Origin of the sequence: Paenibacillus sp. NRS-1782 (genome assembly GCF_050467685.1) — a bacterium.
Lineage (GTDB): Bacteria > Bacillota > Bacilli > Paenibacillales > Paenibacillaceae > Paenibacillus > Paenibacillus terrae_A.
In genome coordinates, this window is record NZ_JBITPH010000041.1 from 62,795 (window position 1) to 75,856 (window position 13,062).

Consider the following 13,062-nt stretch of genomic DNA (forward strand, 5'->3'; position numbering starts at 1 on the left):
AAAAAAATCTGAATGCCTCATCATGGCTCTGCGATTGCGTCGAAGCAAGCTTCAAACTTCCTTTTCCGCGTGACACCAACGATTCGCCCGCAGGTATTGCGTGTATGTTAAGAGCATATGCTATTGGATGTACAGAGAAACCACAGGAGGAAAACATGCCTAAAAAGATATGGTGGAAGGAAGTCGTTGTGTATCAGATTTATCCGATTAGCTTTCAGGATTCGGATGGAGACGGAAAAGGAGATTTACAGGGTATTCTGTCCAGGCTGGACTATCTGAGTGAACTGGGCATTGATGTCATCTGGATTTGTCCGGTGTACAAATCGCCCAATTATGATAACGGCTACGATATTAGCGATTATTATGCCATTATGGATGAGTTCGGGACGATGGAGGATTTTGATAAACTCCTTCACAAGGCGCATGAACGAGGCATTAAAATTATGATGGATCTGGTCTTAAACCACACATCGGATGAGCATCCGTGGTTTACGGAATCTCGCTCGTCCAAGGATAATCCGAAACGAGACTACTACATATGGCGAACAGGCAAAAATGGCGGATATCCGAACAATTGGGAATCGTATTTTTCCGGTTCTGTGTGGAAATATGACAAGCTTACAGACGAATATTACATGCATCTGTATTCCGAGCATCAGCCGGACCTTAATTGGAACAATGAAGAAATGGTCGCTGAACTGTACCGCATGGTGGAATGGTGGCTGAAAAAGGGAGTCGATGGCTTCCGATTTGACGCCATTGCCCATATTGTCAAAGCGGAAGGGCTGCCAGACGCCGATAATCCCGAGAAACGGACATGGGTACGGGCCTATCAGCTTTTTTCCAATTTGGAACAGGTGCATGTGCTTCTTCGCATGCTGAATGAAAGGGTGCTGGAGCGGTATCCCTTAATGACCGTCGGTGAGACATCAGGCTTGGGCCCTGAACAGGCGCTCGATTATGTGGGGGATCAGCGACATGAGCTGAATATGGTTTTCCAGTTTGAACACATGTTTATAGATGCCCAGGGACAGGGAACAGAAAAGTGGAAACCCAAGCCGTGGACACTGGTAGAGCTTAAAAAAATGATGAGTAGCTGGCAGACGGTGCTTCATCAGGAGGGGTGGAATGCGAATTATCTGAACAACCATGATCAGCCGCGCGCCCTCTCGCGATTCGGGAATGATGGACAGTACCGATTGGAGTCGGCTAAAATGCTGGCAACCTTCATACATATGCTTGAAGGTACGCCGTACATTTATCAGGGCGAGGAGATCGGCATGACGAATATCGCTTACCCGTCGATTGATGATTACCGGGACGTGGAGACATTGAATTATTATGAGCAGCAGCGGAAGCTGGGCGAACCGGAGAAGCAGATTATGGCGGCAATTTGGAGAAAAAGCCGGGATAATGCGCGGACGCCCATGCAGTGGAATGGAGGGCGTGCAGCCGGGTTTACCGATGGAGAGCCGTGGATGAAAATCAACGATAATTACACGCACATCCACGCTGAGGCGGAAAGACATAACCCGTATTCGATTTATCACTATTATCGTAAGCTGATTGCCCTGCGTAAACAACATGAGGTGATCGTTTATGGTGAATATAAGCTGCTGCTGCCGCTGGATAACGAGTTATATGTGTTTACCCGTACGTTGGGCAAGGAGCATCTGCTAGTCATATTGAATTTCTTTGATCGTGAACCGATGTTCCACTGGCCTGAGGAGGAGGGCTATCCTGCCGCCAAAGCGGAGCTGCTTCTGTCCAACTACGAACCATCGCAAGGGGAGAATCTGCATGCTTTGAAGCTGCGCCCTTATGAAGCAAGGGTGTATAAGCTAACCTTAGAATAAGTATATGATCCCCTACCTTCCTTGATCGTAAAGCAAAAAGCCCGATTGACACTGTCTGCTGTACACAGTGTCAATCGGGCTGATTATATTTAGCGATTCGTCCAATTTTCAGTTGCTACTTTAGCGGTAATGCTTAACCTTAAGGTCGTCCAGGCTTTTGAACTCATACCCTTGCTTGCGGGCTTCATCAATAATCGAAGCCAGCGCCTCGGTATTGTCCTTGGATACGGAATGGAGCAGAATGACTGCTCCAGGGTGAAGCTGACGTATAACCTGTTGGTAGGCATAGTCTGCACCCTGCTGGATATTCGTGTCCCAGTCCTTGTAAGCCACAGACCAAAATACGCTCGTATATCCGGCTTCTCGGCAGGAGGCCAATGCCTTTTCGCTAAAAATGCCGCGAGGCGGGCGGACGTATTTCATTTCCTTTTGTCCGGTGAGCTCTGCCGATGCATTTCGTACCCGATCCAGCTCAGACCGGATCTCTGTCGAAGATATGGTACTCATATCAGGATGACTCCATGAATGGTTGCCAATGATATGGCCTTCACTCGCCATGCGGCGCATCAAAGCGGGCTGATCCTTCACAAAATGTCCGGTTACAAAGAAAGCGGCTGGAACCTTTTTGGCCTTTAATACATCCAGCACCTTGGGTGTATATCCATTCTCATAACCGTTGTCGAACGTGAGAAATATTTCTTTTTTGGTAGTATCTCCGAGAAAGATGCCACCCTGTTTTTCAACTAGGTGCATAAATCCCTCTTGTGCGATAGAAGGCAGTTCGCCCCCCTTGCTTTTTTTGAATCCAAAATGATAAGGCTGTTCGTCAACAGTTTGAGCAGCTAGCGCGGATTCACCCGTAACTGCTAACATCCCCATAATCGCAACGCATAGCCACAAGGCAAATATTCGTTTCATTTAACTTCCTCCGCTTCCGTCCCATTTGGGCAAGGTGTGTATGCTTCGGCATATTCCATAGCGTCTGCAATACTACGCCTGTTTATGCAAAAAATGCTCTCAACTTAGGACAACCTCAAAAAACACATATTGACATGAATATTAAATCGAAGTAGTATACTTTATAAAACTTACTAGAATACTCGGATTTAGTGAATTAACGATAAAGGGATGCAAACAGCTCAATGACATCTTACTTTCTTAAAGGAATCGGAAGGAGCTAGAAGTAATGATTGAACTAAAAAATGTATCCAAGACCTATGTTAGAAAAGGGTTAAGCATTGAAGCGCTTAAAAATATAAATATCAAAGTAGATAAAGGCGATATCTTCGGTTTTATCGGTTTCAGCGGCGCAGGTAAAAGTACGCTGATCCGGTTGGTTAACCGTCTGGAGAAGGTCACCAGCGGGGAAGTTCTTGTCGAAGGAGAGCGGTTGAATACCTATTCGACATCAGGGCTTCGGAAGGTAAGGAAGAAGATCGGAATGATTTTTCAGCATTTCAATCTGCTGGAGTCGAAAACGGTGTTCGACAATATTGCGATTCCGTTGGTGCTGCTCAAGCGCAACAAACGGGAGATTGAGCAACGGGTAAAAGAGTTGCTGGAGTTCACAGGCTTGTCTGACAAGGCGAACAGCTATCCGAGTGAGCTTTCTGGTGGTCAGAAGCAGCGTGTTGGTATTGCGCGGGCGTTGGCCAGCAACCCGTCTATCCTGCTCTGTGATGAGGCGACTTCGGCGCTTGATCCGCAGACCACGCAGTCGATTCTGGATTTGCTTCGCAAAATTAATAAGGAATACAAGATCACTATTCTGATCATTACGCATGAGATGTCAGTCATTCAGCGGATTTGCAACAAGGTAGCTGTGATGGAAAAGGGTGAAATCATCGAGCAGGGCAATGTGCTGGAGGTATTCGGACAGCCGCAGCACCAGACGACGCAAAGCTTTGTGCGCACGGTTATTCATGATACGGTGCCGGATAGTGTGCTGCAATCGTTCGAGCAGCAAGAAGCACATCGGATGTACAAGCTGGAATTTATCGGACAGGCTGCTTCCGAGCCAGTGGTTCATGAATTGATTCGGCAGCATGAGGTCTATGTGAACATTTTGTTTGCCAATATGACGGAAATACAAGAGACGACCATTGGCTATATGACGATCCAACTGCGCGGCGAGGAGCATGCCGTCCAGCAGGCTGTTGGTTTTATCAAGAGCAAAGGGGTCAACATTCAGGAGGTGAAGGCCATATGATGATTACGGGAACCTCTATAACCTGGGATCAACTGTGGGAGGCTTTGTGTCAATCCTTGCTCATGGTCAGCATCTCGTTGTTCATTGGCGCATTGATCGGTATACCTATCGGTATTTTGCTGGTCATTACCCGTCCGGGCGGGATTTTGGAGAGCAAATGGTTTTACGGCATTTTTAATCCGATCATTAATATTGTTCGTTCCTTACCGTTTATCATATTGCTGGTAGCGATCATTCCGTTGACGCGTCTGATTGTGAATACATCGATTGGGACGAGCGCGGCGATTGTTCCGTTGATTTTCTATATTGCGCCATATATCGGCAGACTGGTCGAAAATTCGCTGCTGGAGGTGAATCCCGGCATATTGGAGGCCGCAGACGCGATGGGAGCGACCCCTTTTCAGGTCATTCGTTACTTCTTGCTCCCCGAAGCATTCAGTTCCCTGATTCTGTCGTTAACGACAGCTGCAATCGGCTTGATTGGAGCCACTGCCATGGCAGGCGCGGTCGGTGGCGGCGGGATTGGCGACCTGGCGATATCGTACGGTTATCAGCGGTTCGATACGGTCGTTACGCTCACTACCGTCGTGATTCTTGTCGTATTTGTGCAAGTTGTTCAGTCCTTGGGTAACCTATTGTCCCGTAAAGTGCGCAGGGGTTGAAGTGTTCCGACAGCCTCTTTTCTACTATGATCTGCTATTCGCCGATACAACTTCTCTTACTCTAGCATATTCATATAGCATATCTCTTCACAGTTTAGATCGACTCAAGGGATGGTTCTATATCCGAAGGAAACAAAGGAGTCGCAATGGAGAGATTGAAAGGAAAATCACGTATTTTTAGGAGGTAATTGCTTTGGGAAGAAAGAGACGAAGCGGCTTTAAAAATAAAAGAATTTCGGTAGACGTCAGACAATCTTCTTCAGCTCAGTCTGGACAAGGTGGCAACCCCATCTCTATTAATGCTTCTGATGTCGGGGTCGTAAGAACAGATATTCAAAATAAGTAATCCGGTTAAGAAATCTATGCAGCCAACGCGTGCCAATACTCCATCGACACGCGTTGTTTGAGTTTAGCCTGAGTTAGTAATCATCATTCAAATACATTCCGTCCATTAATCTCTTGTACTCTGCATCAGTTTCACGGGACGCAAATAATCGGGAATGCTCATAAAGCCCAATATAATTAATGATACAGGATTTATTATCGACCTCAAAGGCTTTTTCCATACCGTCGATCAGATATTGAAAACCAACGTCAAATGCCCCTCTGCTTAAATAATAGTGTGCCAGCTCATACAGAAAAAGAACATATAAATCTGGCGTGATCTTGTGCGTATACGTAACAATATCTTTTTCCCGCACAATAAAGGCTGCAATGTCTGTGTCGAACTTTTTAAGAAAATAGTCTACCTTGATATCCTGTTGATTAGCGACTCTAACGATTTTAAACAGTCCCGGCATCAGCCCGGTTGGTGAAGCTTCAATGCATTTAACATAATCCAAAATAGCGCTTGCATCCCCGGTTAGCATTTTATATAAAAATAGACTGGACCGGGCCCATGCTTTACATTTGTTCAGCCAGTATTGTGTTTCCTCATCCGTCTCCTTCACCCAGCTTAGATCAGCATACGCGTACGTATACTGTAGTGCTTGCTTGTAGTTTCCTTGGGCCTCACAAATGTTCGCACGAAGATAGTTAGAATAGGCCATATAAAAGAACATGGGTCTTTGTGGCTTTTTGAGTGGTTCCTGATTAACTTTATTGGGCTGGTGCATAAGAAGGTATTGAATATTAGCCTCATCATCCATATCCTGCGCCAGGTCTTTGGCTAAATCCCATAATTTCCTATGTATATATGCATTCGTCAGTTCTCTTAATGCGTCGAGTCGGTCGATGTCATCAAGCTGATCCAAAAGTGGAAAAACCCGGTTAGCAGCGTAGACGTTTTGTTCTTTATCGGGCCCCAGCCCAAGAATAAACAAGCGATACTGGCACAAGGCCAGTCGTTCTGAACGTCGGCCGCCCTCCCTTTTGACGATATTTTTGTAAAGAAGGACTGCGGCGGCATGTTTGTCATGTTTGAAAAAATCCTCAGCTACTTCGAACAACAGAGGAGCGTAGGCCGTACTATTCAACTCTAAATAGCTGATTTGCTGAATGCAATCCAGCTTGTTCAGTTCTTCACATCGGTATAAAAAAGGTTTAATATTGCGCCAATGGGGGACAGCCTCGACCCAATATTCCTCGATGTAATGCCCATAAAAATGGCCTGGATTCAGTCGCATACCGTATGTAACCCGATCCAGCTGCTCTACAGAGAAGGGCATTTTTTTGCCCAGAATAGCATGGACTGTCTCCGCTTCTACATCCGCCATTTCGCAAAATTGCGTTATGCTCAGGTCTTCTCCTGCCATAAATTGCTCCAGCTCTGTGCGTATCGTGGTTGTATGTTCCAAATGAACCACCCCTTTCACAATCCGGATGCTAAATCAGCGATTATCTGAACATATTATATCACCGTCTTGGGAATGTTTGTATGTAGAAAAGTGAGTGTCTATTCAACCCGCTTCGCAGGCGTTGCCTTTAGCACGGCGTAGCCGTAGGGTGTAAGCTCAGCGCGGAAGCCCTTCGCTCCTGCGGACCACTGGCTTTTGCCAAAAGCCAATTCCCATTCCTGCTCGGGAATGTCCAGCTCAAACACGTGGCTTTTACCGGAACGGTTAAGCAGCACGAGCAGCACCTCTTCCTCGCTGCGGCGTTCATAGGCGAGTGATCCGCCTTCCGGCTGTGCCTCCAGGAAAGTGAGGCTTCCCGCAGCACGCAGCGCCGGATGCCCCTTGCGCAGCGCAATCAGCTCGCGGTAAAAGTCGAACAGCTCGCGGTCCTGCTTGTCGGGGTCCCACTCCATGCACTTGCGGCAGCCTGGATCGGCATCTCCATCCAGACCGATTTCATCACCGTAATAGATGCAGGGCGCACCTATGTACGTGAACTGGAACAGAGCGGCCAGCCGCATCAGCCGCTGGTCATCGCCACACAGCGTCAGGAGGCGCGGCGTGTCGTGGCTATCTAGCAGATTGAAGGCCACTTCAGCGGCCTGCTGCGGATAGCGAGCCAACTGCCGTCCGATAGCAAAAGCGAAGCTTTGGGCATCGGACTCTTTTTTGACGAAAAAATCATTCACCGCATAAGTGAACGGATAATTCATCGTCGCATCGAACTGGTCGCCCTGTAGCCATTCAGACGATTCATTCCACATTTCACCCAAAATGTACGCATCCGGGTTAGCTTGCTTGACCGTGGTGCGGAACTCCCGCCAAAAGGCGTGATCCACCTCATCTGCCACATCCAGCCGCCACCCGTCGATGCCGCTCTCTTCGATCCAATATTTTGCCACCTTCAGCAGATACTCCTTCACCTCAGGATGCTCGGTGTTCAGCTTGGGCATCATCGGCTCCAGCCCGAAGGTATCGTAGGTCGGTGTATCATCCACCACTTTCAGTGGGAAGCTATGTACGTGGAACCAGTCCTTGTGAGGCGAGGCTTCGCCTTTTTCCAGTACGTCCACGAACGGCTTAAAGGTACGTCCCGAATGGTTGAACACTGCATCAAGCAGTACCCGGATTCCCCGGTCGTGGCAGGCATCCACCAGTTTTTTTAACATCTCCTTGTCCCCAAAATGCGGGTCCACCTCCATATAATCCTCGGTATCGTATTTATGATTGGTCGTCGCCTTGAACACAGGCGTCATATACAGGGCGTTAATCCCCAGCTCGTTCAGGTGGTCCAGATGATCTATGATCCCCTGTAGATCGCCACCAAAAAAATTGTCGGTTCGCGGCTTGTCCCCCCATGTCTCCGTACCTTCCGGGCTAATAGAGGGGTCACCGTTCGCAAAGCGTTCCGGGAAAATCTGATAAAAAACCGCATCCTTCACCCATGCAGGCGGCTTGAGAATATCGATTGGATTCAAAAACGGGTATTGGAACAGGCCGTCTGCATTTTGCGGTTCTTGGGTGGTAAAATCGTTCTCGTTCATCCATAATTGTTCTGCTTCGTCTTCCAACAAAAATCCATATTTCAGTCGGCGGTGAGTGGGCTTTACGGTACATTGGTAGTAATCAAATCTGCCGTCGGTGGCAAATTTGGACATCGGAATGAGCTGTCGGGTGCGATCCCAGTCGTATTTGTCCCCGGTGAGAGCGTGCACAGCGGTTAGGTCATTTTTTTTCACACGAAGCCGTAAAAATAGGGTTGCATCATCATAACCAAAAGCCCAATTGCGCTTCGGATGGTGGTATATCGCTTCCAGCAGCATATGGCATTCCTCCTAATTAACGAGCCGTAGAATTTGAAATCATATAGTATATGTCGTATAAGGTAGTTATTAACCTTTTTACGCGGGTTATGTACCAACAATGCTATAATGCCCATTACATAAAAGAAAAACGATAAGTAGGTGTGTGCCAATGAAAACAAATGTGTTATATATCGAGGACGATCAGGATATCGGTGCTTGGATGCATCAGTATTTAGAAGAGCGGAATTACGCTGTGGTGTGGCTGCGCAGCGGAGATGGAGCTGTGGAAGTATCCCGTACATCCCAGCTTGTGATTCTGGATGTGATGCTACCCGGTCTGGATGGATTTACGATTGGAAAACGGCTCAAGAAGGAGCGGCCGGAGCTTCCGATTCTTATGCTGTCCGCCCGAACCTCCATTGACGATAAGCTGCAAGGGCTGGATTTTGCCGACGATTATGTGACGAAGCCCTTTCATCCGGACGAGCTGATTGCACGTATGGAGGTTTTGCTGCGTCGTTCAGGTACGGTGCCCGAAGAATCCTTGCAGTTGGGACATCTGACAGTGTACCCTCCCGATAACCGTATTGTGAACCGTGATACCGGGGAAGAAATTACGCTGACAGGCAAGCAATATCATATTTTTGCTTATTTGCTGCGGCATTTGGGCCAGATTATGACGAAGGAGCAAATGTATGAAGCCGTGTGGGGCGATCCATATATCGACGGGGACAAAACCCTAATGGTCCACATCCGGCATCTGCGCGAAAAGCTGGAGGCTGATCCTGCCACTCCCCGCATCATTGAGACGATCCGTGGTGTAGGCTATCGGGTGAAGGCATAATGAACGGGCTGCGAAAGGGAGTACGTTTCCGAAATTCACTGTTGTTCCGCTATCTGATCATTATTGTGGTTGCCATGACGCTATTGCCGAGTATGCTGCCTGCTATGTTAATTGTAAGTAGTGTCTTGTCTGATTGGGGTACGGATATGAAGCCCTCCAATCCACATTATCTCTCCAGGGTTCAGACCGAAGATAGCTGGCATCGTGAGGCCGTAGCCTTAAAAGGAGCCACCCCGGAGCAAATTTCAACCCATTTACGCAAAATACAGGGAGATTCTTTTCCCGATTCGCAGATATTTTGGGTAGATGCAGCGGGAAAAACAAGGCTGGAGTTCCCCGCACAGCCTGACGTTCCAAAGCAATGGGATGCGGCACAGACTGTTGTATTTATGAAGCAAGCCATGAATTCAGACTTATTTACTGTAGTCGCGTCTATTGGCGGTGGGAAGAAGAACGCCGATCAGGGCTATATGGTATTAAAAATTCCCCGTTCGTTCTTTGATCAGCAGCGTACGGACAATAGCATGATGCTGTACTACCTCTTTTTTATTTTACTGATACTTGCAGCTTTTATATTCGTATCCCTCCTGTTTTTTGGAGGCATTCGGCGCAGACTGGTGCGGCTTCAGGCAGCTATGTCGCAACGGGGAGAGGATGGATTGCCCATTTTCGTCAGCACCGGACGCCCGGATGAAATCGGCAAGCTGGAGGACGCGTTCAATCAGATGGTTGAGCAACTGGCCGAGAGCCGGGGACGTGAGCGCCAAGAGGAAGAACTGCGGAAAAGGCTGGTCGCTGATCTGTCACACGATATTCGTACGCCGCTTACGGTCGTACGCAGCCACCTGTACACATTGGACGACGAAAACCTGAGTGACAGGGGAAAACAGTCTATTTCATTGATGGAAAACAAGCTAAAAGACCTCGGAAGTCTGATCGACAACCTGCTTGCCTATAATCTTCTCTCCAGCGGCAAATACACGTTGAATAACGAACCGCGTGATATCCTGCGGCTGATACGGGAGTGTGCGGCCAGTTGGTACCCGGTTTGGGAAAAGGAAGGCTTTGAGGTGGATATCGACTTGCCTGAGCATAGTATCGTGTGGAAGGTCGATGAGCAGGGCTTCCGCCGTTTGCTGGACAATCTCTTTCAAAATGTAGTTCGCCACGCCGCCTCAGGCCAATATATCGGTATCCATATAGAGGAGCATAACGGGAAAGAGGCGTTAGTCATTGCGGATAAAGGACCGGGAATGGAGCAGCAATCCAGTGGAAAAGGAGCCGGGATTGGCTTGGCGATTACTGAATTGCTGGCCCGTGAAATGAATCTGGAGAGGGCCATTGTCAGTTCATCCTTCGGGACCCAAATCCGTTTTTTAAACAAAACTTAAACTAAGAGTTCCCTTGGTCTTAAACTTGGCACGTTACGATAGGTGTCGAGGTGAGAAACTTGAACGAATACATTATTGAAACGAGCAGTCTCAGCAAATTATACAAAGGACGTCCTGCGGTTAACCAGCTGGATCTGAAAATAGGGCGTGAAGATATTTACAGCTTTCTCGGCCCGAATGGAGCGGGGAAAACGACAACCATCCGTATGCTGCTCGGACTCATTCGCCCGACTCGGGGAACGATTCGCATATTCGGTAAGGATATCCGCAAACATAAGTTGGATATTTTGCGTAAAGTAGGCTCACTGGTCGAATACCCCTCGTATTACGGTCATTTGAACGCAGTGGAAAATCTGGAGGCCATTCGTCGCATTTTAAATGTGCCCAAGGAGAACATTGCGAACGTGCTGGAGGTCGTTCGACTGACCAAGCATGCCAAGCGCCCGGTCAAGGGCTACTCGCTGGGTATGAAGCAACGGCTTGGTATCGCCGCCGCGCTGCTAGGCAATCCGGAATTGCTTATTTTGGACGAGCCTACCAATGGTTTGGACCCGGAGGGCATTCAGGAAATGCGTGCATTGATTCAGGCGATGCCCAAGGAACGAGGAATCACCGTGCTGGTATCCAGCCATCTGCTGAGCGAGGTGGAGCATATGGCGAATACGGTGGGAATTATCCGCGAAGGAGAACTGGTTTTCCAGAATACGATTCACAATCTCCGTCAGGAATCCGCAGGGGGGATTCGTATTGTGACGTCGGACCCGGAAACAGCCCAGCTCATTGCACGTGAGCAGGGTTATCATTCGGTGAGGGACGGGGCTGCTCTGAATTTTGAAAGCATGAATGATGCGGCTGTAGCGCTGCTGGTCAGAAGGCTGGTCGAAAATACGCATGCTATATACCGGGTAGAGGAACGTCGCAAATCCCTGGAGGATATGTTCATGCAGGTCGTCGGCAAAGGAGGGACTTCCCTATGATGCTGCGGGCGCTGACTGCGGATCTGCTCAAAGCGCGCAGCAAGGGGATCTGGTTTCTGGTGTTCCTTGGACCCCTTGGGCTGGTGGCGATGCAGGCGCTGAATTTCGGGCTTCGTTATGATTATCTGATTCCGCGCAGCAAGGGTCATCTGTGGGAAGCCTTGATGGATAACATCGCTGTTTTTGTTCCCCTTGCGCTGGTGTTAGGGGCCACGATGGTCGCTTCCATGCTGGCGAATGTGGAGCATTCGTCCAACTCCTGGAAGCAGCTATTGGCCTTGCCGATCTCCAGATTCAGCGTCTATATGGCCAAGCTGACGCTGGCTATCGGGATGCTGTGTGTATCCTGCCTGCTCCTTACCGTTGGAACGTGGGGACTGGGCATGATACTTGGCTTCGGGGGAGAGCCTGCTCCGATAGGAGAATTGCTGCGGCTCGGGTTCTGGCCCTTGGGAGGTACACTGCCCATTCTCGTACTGCTGTTGTGGCTAACGGTCACGTTTCATAATCAGGCGCTGCCTGTAACACTGGGCATTACGCTAGGCATTGGCAGTTTGTTTGCATCACAACTGTCTGAATGGTTTCCCCTAGCTTGGCCGCAATTCGCATGGGTTGCACCTCAAGCGTGGATATTTGCGTCCATTGGCTGCGGAACGGGTGCGCTTCTCAGTCTGCTGACGGCGGCTCATTTTAGCAGAAAGGATGTGGCGTAATGCTCGGAGGATATGTACGACTGCTTTCTGTCGAACGTTTGAAAATAGCCAAGTCGCCCGTCTGGTTGCTTGCGCTCGTCAGCCCGGCGATTGCCGTTCTGTTCGGACTACTGTCGACTCCCGGAGGGAATTGGCTTGCCTTGTTATCTACTATGCTCACATTGCATGCGCTGCTATTTCTGCCGATGCTAACCGCCGTATTTGCATCTATGGTCTGCCGATTCGAGCATGGAGGCGGCGGCTGGAAGCAACTGCTGTCGTTGCCACTGTCCCGCACCAGTCTCTACGCAGCCAAGCTGACGATGATTATGGTTTTGGTGGGGCTGACTCAGCTAGTGTTCGGGGGAGCGCTGCTGGGTGTCGGAGCTGTGCAGGACATGAACGGGCCGATTCCTTGGTCAATTATTTCCCAAAGTCTGCTCGCAGGCTGGGTAGCCTGTCTGCCGCTGGCTGCGTTACAGCTGATGGTGTCTTTCCTGTGGTCCAGCTTTGCCGCGCCGCTCGCTTTGAACTTTGTTTTCACAGTGCCCAATATTCTGGTCGCCAACTCACAGACCTACGGTCCGTACTATCCGTGGGTACAGCCTGTGCTGGCGATGATGCCTGCCGGAAGAGACAGCTTCGGGGCTTTCATCGTACCAGCCGATACGCTGATTATGGTTGTCCTGGGTAGCTTTGTTGTGTTTGGGATTGCGGGCCTGACGGTATTCCGTCGTAAAGAAATATAAGACGGAATATGAGGATTCAGCTTCTATATAAGTTGAACTTAA

At 49.0% G+C, this 13,062-nt stretch carries 12 protein-coding genes; 9 read left to right on the forward strand and 3 right to left on the reverse strand.

The genetic code is table 11. From position 1 onward, the window contains the following. Nucleotides 1-155 precede the first annotated feature (155 nt). On the forward strand, nucleotides 156-1,856 hold the full coding sequence (locus ACIFQM_RS16425; RefSeq protein ID WP_430041327.1) for a glycoside hydrolase family 13 protein: 1,701 nt from the start codon (nucleotides 156-158) through the stop codon (nucleotides 1,854-1,856). 120 nt (nucleotides 1,857-1,976) lie between these two features. Here the strand turns inward: ACIFQM_RS16425 and pdaA are convergent, their stop codons facing one another. Next, on the reverse strand, nucleotides 1,977-2,774 hold the full coding sequence (gene pdaA, locus ACIFQM_RS16430; protein ID WP_430041328.1) for a delta-lactam-biosynthetic de-N-acetylase: 798 nt from the start codon (nucleotides 2,772-2,774) through the stop codon (nucleotides 1,977-1,979). 268 nt (nucleotides 2,775-3,042) lie between these two features. Here pdaA and ACIFQM_RS16435 point away from each other — a divergent pair, with 268 nt between their 5' ends. The 3 genes from ACIFQM_RS16435 (at nucleotide 3,043) to ACIFQM_RS16445 (ending at nucleotide 5,073) form a co-directional block, all read left to right on the forward strand. Beyond that, the gene (locus ACIFQM_RS16435; protein ID WP_430041330.1) at nucleotides 3,043-4,065 is read left to right on the forward strand and encodes a methionine ABC transporter ATP-binding protein; all 1,023 of its coding nucleotides are present in this window, start codon (nucleotides 3,043-3,045) and stop codon (nucleotides 4,063-4,065) included. Further along, on the forward strand, nucleotides 4,062-4,727 hold the full coding sequence (locus ACIFQM_RS16440) for a methionine ABC transporter permease (protein ID WP_430041331.1): 666 nt from the start codon (nucleotides 4,062-4,064) through the stop codon (nucleotides 4,725-4,727). Before ACIFQM_RS16435 ends, ACIFQM_RS16440 begins: the two co-directional genes overlap by 4 nt. A 193-nt stretch (nucleotides 4,728-4,920) precedes the next feature. Beyond that, entirely contained in the window at nucleotides 4,921-5,073 is a 153-nt protein-coding gene (locus ACIFQM_RS16445) for a hypothetical protein (RefSeq protein WP_430041332.1), read from the forward strand. A 73-nt stretch (nucleotides 5,074-5,146) separates the two neighbouring features. Here ACIFQM_RS16445 and ACIFQM_RS16450 read toward each other — a convergent pair whose 3' ends face one another. Next, on the reverse strand, nucleotides 5,147-6,523 hold the full coding sequence (locus tag ACIFQM_RS16450) for a transcriptional regulator (protein WP_430048293.1): 1,377 nt from the start codon (nucleotides 6,521-6,523) through the stop codon (nucleotides 5,147-5,149). A gap of 98 nt (nucleotides 6,524-6,621) precedes the next feature. Next, a complete protein-coding gene (locus tag ACIFQM_RS16455; RefSeq protein ID WP_430048295.1) occupies nucleotides 6,622-8,385 on the reverse strand; it encodes an alpha-glycosidase in 1,764 nt (587 codons plus the stop codon). A gap of 151 nt (nucleotides 8,386-8,536) precedes the next feature. Between ACIFQM_RS16455 and ACIFQM_RS16460 the strand changes: the two genes are divergently transcribed. Genes ACIFQM_RS16460 through ACIFQM_RS16480 form a run of 5 tightly spaced genes read left to right on the forward strand, consistent with a single transcriptional unit; the run spans nucleotide 8,537 to nucleotide 13,020 of the window. Continuing rightward, complete coding sequence (locus ACIFQM_RS16460; protein ID WP_430041336.1) at nucleotides 8,537-9,211, forward strand: response regulator transcription factor; 675 nt, start codon at nucleotides 8,537-8,539, stop codon at nucleotides 9,209-9,211. Beyond that, on the forward strand, nucleotides 9,211-10,602 hold the full coding sequence (locus ACIFQM_RS16465) for a sensor histidine kinase (RefSeq protein ID WP_430041337.1): 1,392 nt from the start codon (nucleotides 9,211-9,213) through the stop codon (nucleotides 10,600-10,602). Before ACIFQM_RS16460 ends, ACIFQM_RS16465 begins: the two co-directional genes overlap by 1 nt. Nucleotides 10,603-10,661: 59 nt before the next feature. Further along, nucleotides 10,662-11,579 carry an ABC transporter ATP-binding protein gene (locus ACIFQM_RS16470; RefSeq protein WP_430041338.1) on the forward strand — a complete coding sequence of 306 codons (918 nt, stop codon included), beginning with the start codon at nucleotides 10,662-10,664 and terminating at the stop codon, nucleotides 11,577-11,579. Further along, complete coding sequence (locus ACIFQM_RS16475) at nucleotides 11,576-12,292, forward strand: ABC transporter permease (RefSeq protein ID WP_430041339.1); 717 nt, start codon at nucleotides 11,576-11,578, stop codon at nucleotides 12,290-12,292. The genes ACIFQM_RS16470 and ACIFQM_RS16475 overlap by 4 nt, the downstream gene beginning before the upstream one ends. Continuing rightward, the gene (locus tag ACIFQM_RS16480; RefSeq protein WP_430041340.1) at nucleotides 12,292-13,020 is read left to right on the forward strand and encodes an ABC transporter permease; all 729 of its coding nucleotides are present in this window, start codon (nucleotides 12,292-12,294) and stop codon (nucleotides 13,018-13,020) included. The genes ACIFQM_RS16475 and ACIFQM_RS16480 overlap by 1 nt, the downstream gene beginning before the upstream one ends. Nucleotides 13,021-13,062: the final 42 nt, after the last annotated feature.

Coding starts and splice junctions, on each gene's coding strand:
- ACIFQM_RS16425 (WP_430041327.1), top strand. CDS start 156: ATGCCTAAAAAGATATGGTGGAAGGAAGTCGTTGTGTATCAGATTTAT.
- ACIFQM_RS16435 (WP_430041330.1), top strand. CDS start 3,043: ATGATTGAACTAAAAAATGTATCCAAGACCTATGTTAGAAAAGGGTTA.
- pdaA (WP_430041328.1), bottom strand. CDS start 2,774: ATGAAACGAATATTTGCCTTGTGGCTATGCGTTGCGATTATGGGGATG.
- ACIFQM_RS16475 (WP_430041339.1), top strand. CDS start 11,576: ATGATGCTGCGGGCGCTGACTGCGGATCTGCTCAAAGCGCGCAGCAAG.
- ACIFQM_RS16460 (WP_430041336.1), top strand. CDS start 8,537: ATGAAAACAAATGTGTTATATATCGAGGACGATCAGGATATCGGTGCT.
- ACIFQM_RS16465 (WP_430041337.1), top strand. CDS start 9,211: ATGAACGGGCTGCGAAAGGGAGTACGTTTCCGAAATTCACTGTTGTTC.
- ACIFQM_RS16440 (WP_430041331.1), top strand. CDS start 4,062: ATGATGATTACGGGAACCTCTATAACCTGGGATCAACTGTGGGAGGCT.
- ACIFQM_RS16455 (WP_430048295.1), bottom strand. CDS start 8,385: ATGCTGCTGGAAGCGATATACCACCATCCGAAGCGCAATTGGGCTTTT.
- ACIFQM_RS16480 (WP_430041340.1), top strand. CDS start 12,292: ATGCTCGGAGGATATGTACGACTGCTTTCTGTCGAACGTTTGAAAATA.